Source organism: Bacillus sp. B2-WWTP-C-10-Post-4 (assembly GCF_009183805.1).
GTDB lineage: Bacteria > Bacillota > Bacilli > Bacillales > Bacillaceae_G > Bacillus_A > Bacillus_A cereus.
On sequence record NZ_WEII01000033.1, the window covers coordinates 1 to 14,976 of the forward strand.

Below are 14,976 nucleotides of genomic sequence, written 5' to 3' on the forward strand. Positions count from 1 at the left end.
TATATATTCAAACCATCCTAATTTTCTGTATCATCCAAGTATAAGTATAAAATAATAACAGTTTTATTTTTAAATTTTTTTAGACATAAAAAAATGGTAACCCGCCGTTACCATTTTTTATAAAATTATCATTTTTCTACTGGGAATGATTTCAAATCCGTCGCTATTTCTGTATTAGAAAACAACTCTCTAGCCTCTTTCAATAATTCCTTATATGTATCTCCTTGATAGCGAGAACTAATGTGAGTTAATATTAGTCGCTTCGCATTTGCCTGAAGTGCAATGCTCGCAGCTTGCTTAGATGTAGAATGAAAATAATCATACGCTTGTTGCTCATCTTCTGCTGCGAAAGTCGCTTCATGGACAAGTACATCTGCATCTTGCGCAAGCTCCCTACTCGCTTCGCAATATCGCGTATCACCTAAGATAGTAATAATTCTTCCTTTTTGAGGTGGGCCGATAAACTCATTTCCATTTAATATCGTGCCATCCTCTAATTCAACTGCTTCACCATCTTTTAAACGTTTAAAGATTGGACCTGGTTTCACACCCATCTCAAGCAACTTATCAACTAAAAGAGCACCTTGTATATCTTTCTCTACAATACGATATCCAAAACATTCTATACCGTGTGACAATCTTTTCGTTTCTACATAAAATTCATTATCTTCAAATACGGTACCTTCTTCTGTTATCTCCACAACTTCAAGTGGATATTTCACATGTGTCGTACTTACCGATAATGCCACTTCAATAAATTGTTTAATTCCTTTCGGTCCATACACCGTTAAAGGCGTAGTTCCTCCTTGAAATGAACGGCTACCTAATAAACCAGGCAATCCAAAAATATGATCGCCATGTAAATGCGTAATAAATATTTTTTCAATGCGGCGCGGACGTACAGATGTATGTAATATTTGATGTTGCGTGGCCTCGCCACAATCAAATAACCAAGTTTGTCCTCGTTCTTCTAACAATTGTAAAGCAATTGCTGAAACGTTCCTTCCTTTTGAAGGAACACCTGCACCAGTTCCTAAAAATACAAATTCCACTTTCTTTCCTCCAGCTCTAAATATACTCTATCTCTCATCTTACGGAATGTTATTTCAAATGGCAAATTGAATTTACATAACCAATCATCTAGACAACTATATAACACGAACATTATACTTAAAAAATTTAGCTATCGTTCGTGTTTTATGGTAAAATGATTATACTACATTTTAAGGGAGCGTTTTATTATGAAAGAAGTATTTCGTTTACAAACTGATTTTTCATCTTCATTTGATCGCTGGGTAAGTTCTTTCGTGTCTGATCACCCAGCACAATTAGAATGGACAACTTTAAAGGAATTAATCCATGAATATACAACATCACATACAAATGATACGTTACCAGCATATATTTCTTCAGCTTTAACATATTACGCCCAACGTGTTTCAACTACAAACAGTTCAGAGATTGTTATTTTTGAAAACCCTACAATCTCGTAATCTATAAATAAAAAAGCACTGGTTACAGTGCTTTTTTATTTATACTTATTTAGTAAATCGTCATATTCCGTCCAAAAGTTTGTATACATCCTTTGATCAAACTCATCTAAAATTATCTTGTCACTTGATTTATTAAATAATTCTTTTGCTTGTAGTGCAAAAGAAACAATTTGTCTTCTATATTCATTTTCATTCAATTCTATATGAAGTCCTTCATAGTATATAGCCTTTTGATCAGTAGAAATAACTTTGACAAAGTCCTTTAAAATCACGTTTTTACCTATATGGTTTATAGTCCAATGAATTGAAATTGGGCATCCTAACATTAGCATAGTGCCACATCCGTGCAAAATAAGCCCCTCTTCATTTTCAATATCACAAATATATTCTTTATCTAAAGTTCGTAACAAAGCTAAAGCTGATTCACTTATTCCCCATTCCTCATCCATACCTGCCTGCGTAATAATCGTTCCAGCCATATTTAAATATATTTCTCCATGAGAACATAAATCTTCCTGCTCATTAAACAACCATTTTTGATTCTCAATATTTATAATAAAATTTTGTGGTACCATTACAAATTCCCCTTTTATAAAAATATTTATTTTCCATATTATTTATAATCAATATCATGCATTTCATCCCATATATCTATTATAAATCCATTTAATATTTTAAAAACACAGATAAAAAAGATATTGACACTAAGATTTTACAGTGCTAACATCAACATGTAATTGAATATGGTCTCTGTTAGGTGAGGCTCCTGTATAGAGAAACGCTGCTGCCCAAAAATGTCGAGAGACGCCAATGGGTCAACAGGAAAGGTCGGAATGAAGGCCTTTTTTAACGTAGCTGGTTTCAGTACCTATGCTATACAGTGCTAAAACTCAACGAGGGAGAGGTGCATGTATTTTGTCATACACAAAAACTGTTTTTATTTATATCTACTAACAGTCTTTGTTGTGGACTCTTTTAACTGCGAATTCAGACCTTTACTCGTTTTGAGTAAAGGTCTTTTTACGTCTATATGCACCTTACTATGAAACAAACATAGCATATTCAGAAACTACTAAATTGTACGGAGGTGAGGAACAGTTGGCAATTGATGATTCGGCCCAGATACCCATACGTTTTACATTCATATTTCATCATGTAGGTAGGAAAGAAACTGTTCCTCACCATTTCAAATAGTTAGGTAACAGATTGTTTCCTCCTTCATGACAGAGGAGGAACTACCGATGTTTAATTTACAAAGACAAGAAACAAAGCATGCTTATGAGCAAGATAGCATGAAAACAAATAACGAATTATTAGTGGAGGTTGCGACACAAGATGTAAGCTCTGCGTTAAAACTTTTAGAAACAACACAAGATGGATTATCTAAACAAGAAGCGTCTCGTAGACTTTCTTTATATGGTCCGAATGAAATAGCTCATAATAAAATGGCGCCGTGGTACATTCAATTTCTATTGGCATTTAAAAATCCATTTATTTTCGTTTTATTAGCTCTTGGAGCACTCTCCTTTTTCACAGATGATATGCAAGGAACGATTGTCGTATCTGTAATGGTCCTACTTAGTGCAACGATTCGGTTCTCCCAAGAATTTCGTTCTCAAAAAGCTGCCGATAAGTTAAAAGCTATGGTTCGAACAACTGCGAGCGTATTTAGAATAAATGGATTTGTACATGAAACAAAAAATGTAAAGAATTTAAACCGAAATTACACAACAGAAATTCCAATTGAGGAACTTGTACCTGGCGATATTATTTCCCTTTCAGCTGGTGATATCGTTCCAGCTGATGTGCGTGTTGTATCCGCTAAAGATTTATTTGTTAATCAATCTTCTTTGACAGGGGAAGCACTTCCTGTAGAAAAATACGAACACTGCTACCATACAGAAAATAAGCATATCTTACCGAAAAACATGAAAAAAAATTACAATCCACTCGATATGGAAAACCTTTGTTTCATGGGAACAAATATTGTAAGTGGCAGCGCAAAAGCTGTTGTCATCTCAACAAGTACCGATACGTATTTCGGCTCTTTAGCAAATAAGGTAATTGGAAAGCGTGTAGAAACAAGCTTTGATAAAGGTGTAAACAAAGTAAGCTGGCTCTTAATTACATTCATGCTTATTATGGCACCTATTGTCCTTCTCATTAATGGATTCACAAAAGGAGATTGGCAAGAAGCTTTCTTCTTCGCTATTGCCGTTGCTGTTGGCCTTACACCTGAAATGTTACCAATGATTGTAACTGCTAATTTAGCTAAAGGTGCCGTTAACATGTCTAAACAAAAAGTAATTGTAAAACAGCTAAATTCTATTCAAAACTTAGGTGCTATGAACATTCTTTGTACAGATAAAACCGGAACTTTAACAGAAGATAAAGTGGTCCTTGTTCGTCACTTAGATCCCAAGGGAAATGAATGCAATCGCGTCTTGCAATTTGCCTATTTAAATAGTTTCTATCAAACTGGATTGAAAAATTTAATAGATAAAGCTGTTATTAAGCATACAGAGGAAAACAATAAATTTAATCCATCAGCTTTTCAAAAGCTAGATGAAATTCCATTCGATTTCGCCCGCCGGCGTATGTCAGTTATCGTAAAGGATATTTCAGGTGAACATACAATGGTTTGTAAAGGTGCCGTAGAAGAAATTTTATCAATTTGTAACTACACTGAAGTGGATGAAAAAATCGTTCCACTCACCGAGGAAATACGTTCAAATGTCAAAAAACTAAGTGAGACACTAAATAGTGAAGGTATGCGAGTTATTGCTGTGGCTTATAAAAAAGATAGAAGAATAAATGATACAGAGTACGCAGTAAAAGACGAAACTGATATGATTCTCAGTGGATATATCGGCTTTTTAGATCCACCGAAACCATCTGCAGCAGCTGCAATTCAAGCATTACAAAAACATGGTGTACAAGTGAAAATTTTAACTGGCGATAACGAAATTGTTACAAGAAAGGTTTGTAAAGAAGTTGGATTAGATATCGGCGAACCAATCCTCGGTTACGAGATTGATTCTTTACCAGATAAAGCATTAGCAAAACTTGCTGAAGAAACGACTGTATTTGCGAAGCTTAATCCAATGCAAAAATCTCGTATTATACACGCATTACAAGGAAATGGACACACTGTAGGTTACATGGGAGACGGCATTAACGATGCTGTAGCATTACGTGAAGCTGATGTCGGAATATCTGTTAATACTGCTACTGATATTGCGAAAGAAGCTTCCGATATTATTCTACTCGAAAAAAGTTTAACTATATTAGAAGCAGGTATTTTAGAAGGACGTACTACATTCGGAAATATTTTAAAATATATTAAGATGACAGCTAGCTCTAACTTCGGTAATGTGTTTAGCGTGTTAGTAGCAAGTGCTTTCATTCCTTTTTTACCGATGCTTGCCATTCATCTTTTAATTCAAAACTTACTTTATGATATTTCACAACTTTCTATTCCATGGGACAAAATGGATAAAGAGTTTCTAGAAAAACCACGAAAATGGGATACTGCAAACTTACGAAGCTTCATTATTTCTATCGGCCCAATTAGTTCCGTATTTGATATTATCACATACGTAGTCATGTGGAATGTATTTGGTGCAAATACACCGAGCGAGCAATCATTATTCCAGTCCGGTTGGTTTGTCGTTGGATTGTTAACACAAACTTTAATTGTTCACATGATAAGAACACAAAAGATTCCATTTATTCAAAGCACTGCATCAACACCAGTCGTTTTATTAACCGCTCTTATTATGGCAATCGGGATTTATATTCCATTCTCACCACTTGGTGCAGCCGTTGGTTTGCAAGCATTGCCACTTAACTACTTCCCTTGGTTAGTAGGAATACTATTAGGCTACGCTTTTTTAACACAGTTCCTAAAAAAGCTTTATATTAAAAAGTTTCATAGCTGGTTGTAAAAATAAGAATGAGTGGATATTCCCCGCTCATTCTAAAAAACATAACACATATTTATATATGGAGGTGACCATGATGGTATGGTACGACATTGTATTCAGATTAGTTATCGCAATTATTGTAGGAGCTTGCATTGGAATGGAAAGACAATGGAGACACCGAATGGCTGGGTTACGGACAAATGCTCTCGTATCACTTGGTACCTGTATAATAGGAAAGGTGTCATGATTTTACTACTTCATGACACCTTCTACATAAATTTATTTTCTAACTTTTGTTGAAACGACTTCTCTTGCTTACGTAGTAGTTGACTACCTCGTTGTAAAATCGGTGTTCCATACTTATCATTAATTTGATCAATGACAGCAAGTAGTGGTTCTTTTTTCGCATCCTCTTCAAATGAAAACAAATCTAATTGTTTCACCGATTCTGTCTTCCACTCTATTTCAGTAGCTGTAACACCTAGTAAACGAACGGAATCACCATCCCAATGTTGCTTCCATAAACGGGATGCTGCTTGAAAAATATCGCGTTCTTCCCAAATTGCATTTTTCAATTGCTTACTCCGTGTTACTGTTCGCCTATCATGGTATTTAATCATAATTTGAATATTATAGCTGACAAGGGTTCGCTTTTGTAATCTTTTACTCACTGATTTTGATAAACGTTCTAACATATCAAGCAATTCTTTCTCTTCATCCATATCCTTTGAAAAAGTCATCGAGTTACCGACACTTTTATGTTGGCCCATTTGACTCGGATCCACTTCCCTATCATCCGTACCTTTTGCACGCTTTTGTAAATCAATACCGTGCTTCCCAATTTTAGCGCGAATGATATGCTCGTCTCCCTTCGCTAACTGTTCAATTGTATGTATATGAATTTCATTTAATTTTTCAGCTGTTTTTTCTCCAATCCCATGCATTGCTTCAACTGGAAGTGTCCAAATCATTTCTGGAACATCACGTTTTCGAAGTACGGTAATACCGAGAGGTTTTTTCATATCAGAAGCTGTTTTTGCTAGGAAAAGATTTGGAGCAATTCCGATACTACACGGAAGCTGCAACTCTGTTAATAGTGCTTGTTGAATCATCTTTGCTATTTCAAGAGGCGAACCAAGTGCGTAGCAATCTGTAATATCTAAATATCCTTCATCTATTGAGACTGGTTGTATCTTTTCTGTAAAACGGGAAAGGACTTGAAACATTTGAAATGAAGCTTCGCGATATAATGTGAAATTAGGACGCCTTACAACTAATTGCGGGCATAACCTTTTCGCTTCCCAAAGGGGCATCGTCGTACGTATTCCGTATTCTCTGGCCTCATAACTACATGTTATAATAATTCCTTTTCTCTCTTTTTCATTTCCAGCAACCGCTAATGGCTTTCCTTGTAATGATGGATCATGAGCAATTTCAACAGATGCGAAAAAGCAATTCATATCTACATGTAAAATAACACGACCATTTTTCGGATACATTTCTCGCATAGTACTCACTCCCTAATCAGAACGTTCGTTCTTTCATTATATCAAATTTTGCACAATAGTTATAATAATTACTTGTTCTTTTTTATAATCGATATAAAGAGGATATATATGTGAAAGGGTCTGATTATGATGAGATCAACTAATAAAGTGAAACTTTAATCAGCCTCACCAATCGGGTTTTTGCGGGCAGCAGGGCCCCCACTTAACTTCTTTACTTTCGCAGAATTTTGAGGTAGGGAGCTTACTGTCCGGCAAATAGCGGGATAAACTCAACTATACATGCCTTGTAGTTATATTAATCATTGCAATTAATTATTTACTACTTCCGATTTTCAATATGAATACGTTAGGATTATTCCTTCGTCTAGTACATGTAGCAACAACGTATATACTTCCATAGGTTTTCTTATATTGGCTTATACGTCTTGTCAAAGCAATCGAATCAAAATAAAAAGCGTGTAAATCACAATTGATTTACACGCTTTTTCTATTTCATTACTTCGCTACTTCTTCAATAATTGCAACAACTAATTCTGCTGTTTTTGCTAATTCTTCAACAGGAATCTTCTCGTTTGTTGTATGAATTTCTTCATAACCAACTGCTAAGTTAACTGTTGGGATACCATGTCCTGCAATTACGTTTGCATCACTTCCGCCACCACTTTGGTGAAGAGAAGGTGTACGACCAATTTTTTCAGCTGCACGTTTTGCAACTTCTACAACGTGATCGCCATCAGCAAATTTAAATCCTGGGTACATAACGTTTACTTCAACGTCTGCATGCCCGCCCATTTCTTTTGCAGTTGTTTCAAATGCTTCTTTCATTTTCGCAACTTGTGCTTCCATTTTCTCATTGATTAAAGAACGAGCTTCTGCAAAGATTTGTACATGATCGCAAACGATATTCGTTTGTGTACCACCTTCAAAACGTCCAATATTTGCAGTCGTTTCAGAGTCAATGCGACCAAGTGGCATCTTCGCAATTGCTTTCGCTGCGATAGTAATTGCAGATACACCTTTCTCCGGCGCTACACCAGCGTGAGCTGTTTTTCCGCGAATAATTGCGTTCACTTTCGCTTGTGTTGGAGCTGCAACAACGATTTCACCAACTTTTCCATCGCTATCTAATGCGTAGCCATATTTCGCTGTAATACGCTCACGGTCTAATGCTTTTGCACCAACAAGACCTGATTCTTCTCCGACTGTAATAATAAATTCAATTTTACCATGAGGGATATTTTTCTCTTTTAAAACACGGATTGCTTCGAACATTGATGCTAATCCAGCTTTATCATCCGCACCTAAAATTGTTGTACCATCTGATACGATATATCCATCTTTAATAGAAGGCTTAATTCCATTACCAGGAACTACTGTATCCATATGAGAAGTAAAGTAAATTGTATCAACACCATCTTTTGTTGCTGGTAAAGTACAAATTAAGTTACCTGCACCATGACCAGTTACAGCCATTGTGTCATCTTCAAATACTTCTACACCTAAATCTGTGAATTTCTTCGTTAATACTTTGCAGATTTCTGCTTCAAATTTCGTTTCAGAATCTACTTGTACTAATTCCATAAATTCATTTACTAAACGTTCTTGATTAATCATAAGACTGCGCCTCCTGCACTACCATTATGTATGTAACACTATTAATTATAACAGAATTTCGCAAAAGTTTCGAAATACAAGACAAAAAACAGATGGTTTACATGTCTAGATAACCATCTGCTTTCTATTACTCATTTAACAATACCCAGCGCATATGATCTTCCCACACGCCATTTACCATTAACATCTTCCTAGACACGCCTTCATATTGAAAACCTATCTTCGTTACTACTTGTATAGATGCTAAATTACGAGGCATAATCGGAGCTTCTATACGATGTAACTGAAATTCCCCAAAAGCAACTTGAATTGCTTTTCTAAGCGCTTCTGTCGTATACCCTTTGTTTAACTCTGCTTTATCTAATTTATAACTGAGTACACAAGATTGATAAATGCCACGAACGATTAAATTAAATGAAATACACCCAATTATTTTCGTATCATCACCCTTTTTAAAAATCCATAGTCTGATGATTTTCCCTTCTTCGAACTCTTTTCTATCCTTTTGCAACTTTTTCTTTTGATAATCTAGCGTAAAAAAATCATCCGGTCTATACTCTTCCCAAGCTTTTAAAAATTCACGATTTCTGTCGTAATATTGAAGAACTGTTTCAGCATACGACTCATCAATTTCCCTTAAGTATAAACGATCTGTTTCGTATATTTTCATCATCGTATCTCCATTCTTCAGCTTGCCCAACTAAAAATTAACAATATACCCTTTTACTATATTCTCTACACACTCTCAAATTTCCTGTTATATTTTGCAATCCCCTCCCGAATTTTGTCCTCACTCTCCCCTTGTCCATAATTTCATTTCTCGTTACAATGAAATTGTACTGATTTGCAAGGAGGTATAACGATGCATAAAAAAGCTCAAAAAGTTATGGTTTATGTGATGCTAATTTCTATGCTTGTAACAACATTACTTGCTGGCGCGAGTATGTTTTGGTAAAAAGGGCGATGTGTTCGTCCTTTTTTTACTTTTTACACATAACAAAATAAACCATCTCGACATCGAGATGGTTTATTTTATATAAAACACAATCGCTACAATACTAAAGGAAAATGACATTACAAGCGCTATTACAAAACTTGTATATTGTTTCTGCTGAAATGCCCCAATAACAAAAGTGAGATTAAGTAATGCCATACATACAATCGCTACAAGATAAGAACATATATTAAAAGTTGCCAATATGAATGTAATAACAAATAGAAATCCCATAAAAAACTGCATATACGAAAGTTTTGGATTCAAGTACATATGAGCAACCCCTTTATCTAATTTTATCTTTCTATACTCTCATTAACGCACGGTTATGTACACATGTCAAGACAACTTATTATAATAGAAAAAGCCAACCTTTTCGTTGGCTTTTTCATATGCAACGGCTCCTTTTTCTTTTGCCAATTGCTGAAATGATTTTTTCGATTTCACAATCCATACTTTCGTTCCAATTGGAATGCGATCAAACAAATATTCCACATCGTTTTTCTTCATTCTTATACACCCTTGTGAAATATACTTTCCAATTGAACTCGGTTGGTTTGTTCCATGTATTCCATATTTACTTCCATCAGTTCCTCTTGCATTAAATCCAATCCACCTTGACCCAAGTGGATTTTTTGGCGATCCACCTGGAATATCCTTCGCAATGTAATACGGATCCTTTGCTTTCATTACAACATCAAAATTTCCTTCTGGAGTTAATTCATTCGTTTTCCCTGTCGCTACTGGAAAAACCTTTTGAATCTTTCCATCGTCAATGTAAGCTAATTTATTCGTTGCTTTATTTACAATAATAAAAGGATCTCCGGCACGTGGATTATCCCCAAGAGGCCAAATCGGCGATAAAGAAAGACATAATATGATAGAGAGAAGATACGGCATAGATAATTCCTACCTTCTATATAAGTTCTTTTATATTATCCTTTCCCTTAAAGCGACTTTTAATGAGTAAATATTGTTCCATTTCATACACAAGTTGAACAAGTTTCGCACGTATCTCAAATTCTTCGCGTGTAGCTGGCAATGGCATGTCTCTAAATAATCCCCTCATTTCTTGAAGCTGCCTTAAGGAAATAACGCCAGTACTCTCAGGGCTAATAGCATTACCAATGTTTTCAACAACATCTGCAATCATGTCAGCTTGTTCATATGTCCACGATAAAGAAGCTGCTAGTGGTATCATTCGCTCTAAAATTTCGAATTGTTGCATACGCATATTAAAATAACGATAGTAATAATCATCTTCTCGCATAAATGCATTCTCAAGTTTTTTAAACGATAAATCTCTTGCTTCATTTAACATATTCTCGGTTTCAATGAGTTCTGCTCCACTCCAACTACTTTCTCGATTTCGTAAATACACAACCATTTCAAACAAAATCGTTTTAAAATTATTCTCTATTTTATCCTGATACTCTTTTAGCTTATTTTCACTACTCGGCATATACATATTTACTAATAACGCCACGCTAATCCCTATCGTTAATATAGCAATTTCATTTCCAACTATAAGCCATGTAATTTGCTTCAATGAATATAGATGCATAACAATAACTGAACTCGTGACAATACCTTCTTGAATTTTAAGCATTACTGCAGTCGGAATAAATGTAAGTAACAATATGCTAATTGCAAGTGGTGTATAGCCAATCGTTTCAAAAATACAAAACGCGAATGCCATTGATAATACACACGCTAGAAAACGATGTAACGACACTTGAAGTGATTTGCGCTTCGTATTTTGTACACATAAAATAACTAAAATACCTGCTGAACTATAAAATTCTAACCCTAATAACTGAGCAATAAAAACTGCCGCACCTGTCCCTATTGCTGTTTTTACTGTACGATATCCAATTTTAAACATATCATTACTCCTATATGTATAAACGTATTTACAGCTAGTATAAAAAAAGGATGACACAATGTCATCCTTTTCTACTTATTATTCACATAACCTTTTCATATTACAATATTTTTTGTAAAAATTGTTGCGCACGTTCACTTTTCGGCGCTGCAAAAAATTCTTCTGGCGCACTATCTTCTACAAGCTTTCCTCCGTCCAAGAAAAGAACACGATCTGCCACTTCTTTTGCAAAGCCCATTTCATGTGTAACGATAGCCATCGTCATTCCTGTCGTAACTAACGATTTCATAACTTCTAACACTTCTTTCACCATCTCTGGATCTAGCGCCGATGTCGGTTCATCAAATAACATAACTTCCGGTTCCATCGCTAACGCTCTTGCAATTGCTACACGTTGCTTTTGTCCTCCCGAAAGACGATTGGGATACGTATCTTTTTTATCTACTAATCCAACCTTTTCTAAAAGTTTCTCAGCTTTCTTTTCAGCTTCTTGCTTCGTTACCCCTTTTACATTGATAGGAGCATACGTAATATTTTCTAATACAGTCATATGAGGAAATAAGTGAAAATGCTGAAATACCATACCGACATTTTCACGAACATGCATAACATTCGTTTTCGGATTCGTTACTTCTTCCGTCCCAATCCAAATGTGACCATCCGTTGGTGCTTCTAACATATTCATACAACGTAAAAATGTTGATTTCCCTGATCCAGAAGGCCCTATAATTGCGACTACTTCCCCTTTTTCAATTGTTGTTGTAATTCCTTTTAATACTTCGTTTTTACCAAATGATTTATGAAGGTTTTCAATTTTAATCACTTTTCTTCATTCTCCCTTCAATTGCCTTCCCGACTAATGTAAGAATAATGACTAACATATAATAAATCAGTCCAACAAAAAGTAATGGTTCAAGATATTTAAATGTCTCACCGCCTACAATGTAAGCACGACGCATTAAATCAGTCGCGCCTATTACTGTTACTACAGCCGATTCTTTCGTAAGTGTCGCAAATTCGTTCACAAGCGCTGGTAATATATTTTTTAATGCTTGAGGGAAAATAATATTTCTCATCATTTTTCCGTACGGTATCCCTAAAGCCATTGCTGCTTCTGTTTGTCCTTTATCAACCGCTTGAATACCAGCACGAATTACTTCTGACATGTATGCACCTGAATTCAAGCTAAATGCAAGTACAGCAGCTAAGAATGCTGGTATTTCATAACCAATTATTTGTGGGACGCCGAAATAAATAATCATTAATTGCAATACAAGGGGTGTACCACGAAAAATTGATGTATAAAAATCTGCTGCTATATTTAATGCTCGTATTCTAGCAATTTTACAAAGTGCTAATAGCGTTCCTAAAATAAATCCTGCTAAAGCTGATACTGCTACAATTTTCAAAGTAACTTCTAAACCTTTTAGTATATATGGTATCGAAGGCGTAATCGCCGAAAAATCTAAGTTCATTCTTTTCATTCCCCTCACAGAAAAGTGAAAGGCAGCTTATTTTCCGCTGCCAAACCATTTCTTCACTAATTTATCCATTTCTCCACTTTCTTGCATTTTTTTAATTACTTTATTAAATTCAGCTGTTTTATCACTGTTTTTCGGAAGGGCAATTGCTGCTCCAACTTCTTCTGGTGCTTCTTTAATTTCAATTCCTTGTAAATCTTTCATTTTCTCTAAATAATTTTTAGCAACTGTATCTTCTATAATTGCAGCGTCAAAACGACCAGCTTTAATTTCTTGTACGATTTCTGGTATACGGTCACGTCCCTCAACTTGGAAATCTACTTGTTTTTTAAATTCTGAAGCTTTCTCTTCTTGAATAGACCCTGTTTGTACCCCTACTTTTTTCCCTTTTAAATCCTCTACAGATTTAATGTTAGAATCCTTTTTAGAAACGACCATATTTTTCGCAACAAAATAAATATCTGTAAAATCAACATTATTTTTACGCTCTGCAGTTGGCGTCATACCTGCCATTACGAAATCAACTTTTCCTGAACTAAGAGATGCTAATAAACCACCAAAATCCATATCTTTCACTTTCACTTCATACCCAAGTTCTTTTCCGATATATTTAGCAACATCAACATCAAAGCCAATAATTTCATCGCTCTTTGACGCATCTACATATTCATAAGGTTTATAATCTGCTGAAGTTCCCATTACGAGTACTTTTTTATTTCCTTTTGTTTCTTTCGATTCCCCATTACTACAAGCGCTGAATATACTTACAATTAAAATAAGTGCAAACGATATTGATACTAACTTCTTCATCTTTCTTCCCCCTAATAATGTATATTTAAAAGTTTAATAGAATATTTATTCGATGTTTGTATTGTATCAGCACTTTTATTTTTATGCAATATATAAAATAAAAATAAATAATGAAACAATATAAATGCTGTTTGTTATGTATAAAATGATGCATAAAATAACACAACTATGCATATCTCAGAAATTTTAATAATAAATAAAAAAGGCGGCACATCCACTTGATTGTGGACGTGCCGCCTTTTCTCTTATTTTTTATAGTTCTTCACAATTCTCTTCGAAATACGATTGTAATTTCGCAATAACTTGCATCGGTTCATGACCTTCAATTTCATGACGCTCTACCATCGTTACAATTTTTCCATCTTTTAATAAAGCAAATGATGGAGAAGAAGGTGGGTACCCTTCGAAATATTCACGCGCTCTTGCTGTCGCTTCTTTATCTTGACCTGCAAACACCGTTACAAGGTGGTTAGGACGTTTATCATAATGTACGGAATGCGCAGCAGCAGGACGAGCAATACCACCTGCACAACCACATACAGAGTTTACCATTACAAGTGTTGTTCCATTTCTTTTAAACGCTTCTTCTACCGCTTCTGGCGTCGTCAATTCTGTATATCCAGCAGAGACAATCTCTTCACGCGCTTGGCGGACAACATCATTCATAAAAAAGTTAAAATTAATCACTCTTTTCCCTCCTCTAAAACTACCTATTTGTATCTTACCAGTTAATGTTTATGAAATACAAGTAAGTTTACTTGTATTTAAGTATAGAAAAGGTGTTAGAGCTCTTGCTCTAACACCTTTTCTTTAATGACCACGATGTTTTTGCTTTGCTTTTTGTACTTTCATTAAACATCTTCTTTCTTTTTCAGCTTCTCGCTTCTCTTTAGACTGCAGTTTCTTTTCTTGTTTATGCAATTCATAAGATAAACTAATCGCCTCTTGCGCCTTAGTAAAACGTTTAATAGTTGTTTCTTTTGCTGCTTGTCGTATGATACGCTTTATGTTTTTAGGACGCTGTTTTTCTTTAACTTCTACACCACATTTTGCAAAGTGCTGAAAATGCTCTAAAAGTGAACCATTCACAAACATAAGCACTTCTTCATCTGACGGTTCCGCCCCAAAAATATACCTCGCCCCATACAATTTCCCTTTTTCTTTACATGTAATGATTCCAACAAAAAATTGGCCATCGTGATATACTGTCAAATCCATGGACAGCCCCTCCTTTAAAAGATTAGAAATACGGGACATCCCGGAGG

At 35.2% G+C, this 14,976-nt stretch carries 16 protein-coding genes, 1 pseudogene and 1 riboswitch; of the genes and pseudogenes, 4 read left to right on the plus strand and 13 right to left on the minus strand.

The annotated features are described in order from the left end of the window. Positions 1-128: 128 nt before the first annotated feature. The gene (gene rnz / locus GBN78_RS14815) at positions 129-1,052 is read right to left on the minus strand and encodes a ribonuclease Z (RefSeq protein WP_000397453.1); all 924 of its coding nucleotides are present in this window, start codon (positions 1,050-1,052) and stop codon (positions 129-131) included. A gap of 189 nt (positions 1,053-1,241) precedes the next feature. On the opposite strand from rnz, the gene GBN78_RS14820 reads away from it, so the two are divergent. Further along, positions 1,242-1,493 (plus strand): DUF3932 family protein, encoded by a 252-nt coding sequence (locus GBN78_RS14820; RefSeq protein WP_000665709.1) that lies wholly within the window; start codon positions 1,242-1,244, stop codon positions 1,491-1,493. Between the two features lie 35 nt (positions 1,494-1,528). Here the strand turns inward: GBN78_RS14820 and GBN78_RS14825 are convergent, their stop codons facing one another. Continuing rightward, on the minus strand, positions 1,529-2,068 hold the full coding sequence (locus GBN78_RS14825) for a hypothetical protein (protein WP_000249056.1): 540 nt from the start codon (positions 2,066-2,068) through the stop codon (positions 1,529-1,531). Between the two features lie 167 nt (positions 2,069-2,235). Further along, positions 2,236-2,403: riboswitch (M-box (ykoK) riboswitch) on the plus strand. 331 nt (positions 2,404-2,734) lie between these two features. On the opposite strand from GBN78_RS14825, the gene mgtA reads away from it, so the two are divergent. Both mgtA and GBN78_RS14835 read left to right on the plus strand, forming a co-directional pair. After that, complete coding sequence (gene mgtA / locus GBN78_RS14830; protein ID WP_000482690.1) at positions 2,735-5,440, plus strand: magnesium-translocating P-type ATPase; 2,706 nt, start codon at positions 2,735-2,737, stop codon at positions 5,438-5,440. Between the two features lie 73 nt (positions 5,441-5,513). Beyond that, a pseudogene (locus GBN78_RS14835) lies at positions 5,514-5,648 on the plus strand (MgtC/SapB family protein); the annotation flags it as partial. A gap of 40 nt (positions 5,649-5,688) precedes the next feature. Here GBN78_RS14835 and GBN78_RS14840 read toward each other — a convergent pair. From GBN78_RS14840 to GBN78_RS14850, 3 genes are all read right to left on the minus strand, one after another. Next, positions 5,689-6,927, minus strand: coding sequence for a DNA polymerase IV (locus GBN78_RS14840; RefSeq protein ID WP_152127489.1), 1,239 nt, complete (start codon positions 6,925-6,927; stop codon positions 5,689-5,691). A 495-nt stretch (positions 6,928-7,422) separates the two neighbouring features. Continuing rightward, positions 7,423-8,541, minus strand: coding sequence for a tripeptidase T (locus tag GBN78_RS14845; RefSeq protein WP_000609803.1), 1,119 nt, complete (start codon positions 8,539-8,541; stop codon positions 7,423-7,425). 127 nt (positions 8,542-8,668) lie between these two features. Then, positions 8,669-9,214 carry a GNAT family N-acetyltransferase gene (locus GBN78_RS14850; RefSeq protein WP_001987197.1) on the minus strand — a complete coding sequence of 182 codons (546 nt, stop codon included), beginning with the start codon at positions 9,212-9,214 and terminating at the stop codon, positions 8,669-8,671. A 189-nt stretch (positions 9,215-9,403) separates the two neighbouring features. Between GBN78_RS14850 and prli42 the strand changes: the two genes are divergently transcribed. After that, entirely contained in the window at positions 9,404-9,496 is a 93-nt protein-coding gene (prli42, locus tag GBN78_RS14855; protein ID WP_000549040.1) for a stressosome-associated protein Prli42, read from the plus strand. Between the two features lie 72 nt (positions 9,497-9,568). Here prli42 and GBN78_RS14860 read toward each other — a convergent pair whose 3' ends face one another. The 8 genes from GBN78_RS14860 to GBN78_RS14895 form a co-directional block, all read right to left on the minus strand. Further along, positions 9,569-9,808: a DUF3894 domain-containing protein gene (locus GBN78_RS14860; RefSeq protein WP_000281167.1), complete on the minus strand. Its 240-nt coding sequence runs from the start codon at positions 9,806-9,808 to the stop codon at positions 9,569-9,571. A gap of 66 nt (positions 9,809-9,874) precedes the next feature. Then, positions 9,875-10,435, minus strand: coding sequence for a L,D-transpeptidase (locus GBN78_RS14865; protein WP_001146563.1), 561 nt, complete (start codon positions 10,433-10,435; stop codon positions 9,875-9,877). A 16-nt stretch (positions 10,436-10,451) separates the two neighbouring features. After that, on the minus strand, positions 10,452-11,420 hold the full coding sequence (locus GBN78_RS14870) for an aromatic acid exporter family protein (protein ID WP_000472666.1): 969 nt from the start codon (positions 11,418-11,420) through the stop codon (positions 10,452-10,454). 100 nt (positions 11,421-11,520) lie between these two features. Continuing rightward, complete coding sequence (locus GBN78_RS14875) at positions 11,521-12,243, minus strand: amino acid ABC transporter ATP-binding protein (RefSeq protein ID WP_000590202.1); 723 nt, start codon at positions 12,241-12,243, stop codon at positions 11,521-11,523. After that, positions 12,236-12,895: an amino acid ABC transporter permease gene (locus GBN78_RS14880; RefSeq protein WP_001046915.1), complete on the minus strand. Its 660-nt coding sequence runs from the start codon at positions 12,893-12,895 to the stop codon at positions 12,236-12,238. Before GBN78_RS14880 ends, GBN78_RS14875 begins: the two co-directional genes overlap by 8 nt. 36 nt (positions 12,896-12,931) lie before the next feature. After that, positions 12,932-13,711, minus strand: a complete 780-nt coding sequence (locus tag GBN78_RS14885) for a transporter substrate-binding domain-containing protein (protein WP_000737677.1) — start codon at positions 13,709-13,711, stop codon at positions 12,932-12,934. Between the two features lie 252 nt (positions 13,712-13,963). Next, positions 13,964-14,377: a BrxA/BrxB family bacilliredoxin gene (locus tag GBN78_RS14890; protein WP_001979317.1), complete on the minus strand. Its 414-nt coding sequence runs from the start codon at positions 14,375-14,377 to the stop codon at positions 13,964-13,966. Between the two features lie 144 nt (positions 14,378-14,521). After that, the gene (locus tag GBN78_RS14895) at positions 14,522-14,929 is read right to left on the minus strand and encodes a YjdF family protein (protein WP_152127490.1); all 408 of its coding nucleotides are present in this window, start codon (positions 14,927-14,929) and stop codon (positions 14,522-14,524) included. Positions 14,930-14,976: the final 47 nt, after the last annotated feature.

Bases quoted from the DNA above. Each gene is read 5' to 3' on its own strand.
- GBN78_RS14860 (WP_000281167.1), bottom strand. From the start codon at position 9,808: ATGTACTTGAATCCAAAACTTTCGTATATGCAGTTTTTTATGGGATTT.
- GBN78_RS14820 (WP_000665709.1), top strand. From the start codon at position 1,242: ATGAAAGAAGTATTTCGTTTACAAACTGATTTTTCATCTTCATTTGAT.
- mgtA (WP_000482690.1), top strand. From the start codon at position 2,735: ATGTTTAATTTACAAAGACAAGAAACAAAGCATGCTTATGAGCAAGAT.
- GBN78_RS14870 (WP_000472666.1), bottom strand. From the start codon at position 11,420: ATGTTTAAAATTGGATATCGTACAGTAAAAACAGCAATAGGGACAGGT.
- prli42 (WP_000549040.1), top strand. From the start codon at position 9,404: ATGCATAAAAAAGCTCAAAAAGTTATGGTTTATGTGATGCTAATTTCT.
- GBN78_RS14840 (WP_152127489.1), bottom strand. From the start codon at position 6,927: ATGCGAGAAATGTATCCGAAAAATGGTCGTGTTATTTTACATGTAGAT.
- GBN78_RS14885 (WP_000737677.1), bottom strand. From the start codon at position 13,711: ATGAAGAAGTTAGTATCAATATCGTTTGCACTTATTTTAATTGTAAGT.
- GBN78_RS14895 (WP_152127490.1), bottom strand. From the start codon at position 14,929: ATGGATTTGACAGTATATCACGATGGCCAATTTTTTGTTGGAATCATT.
- GBN78_RS14825 (WP_000249056.1), bottom strand. From the start codon at position 2,068: ATGGTACCACAAAATTTTATTATAAATATTGAGAATCAAAAATGGTTG.
- GBN78_RS14850 (WP_001987197.1), bottom strand. From the start codon at position 9,214: ATGATGAAAATATACGAAACAGATCGTTTATACTTAAGGGAAATTGAT.
- GBN78_RS14845 (WP_000609803.1), bottom strand. From the start codon at position 8,541: ATGATTAATCAAGAACGTTTAGTAAATGAATTTATGGAATTAGTACAA.
- GBN78_RS14865 (WP_001146563.1), bottom strand. From the start codon at position 10,435: ATGCCGTATCTTCTCTCTATCATATTATGTCTTTCTTTATCGCCGATT.
- GBN78_RS14880 (WP_001046915.1), bottom strand. From the start codon at position 12,895: ATGAACTTAGATTTTTCGGCGATTACGCCTTCGATACCATATATACTA.
- GBN78_RS14890 (WP_001979317.1), bottom strand. From the start codon at position 14,377: ATGAATGATGTTGTCCGCCAAGCGCGTGAAGAGATTGTCTCTGCTGGA.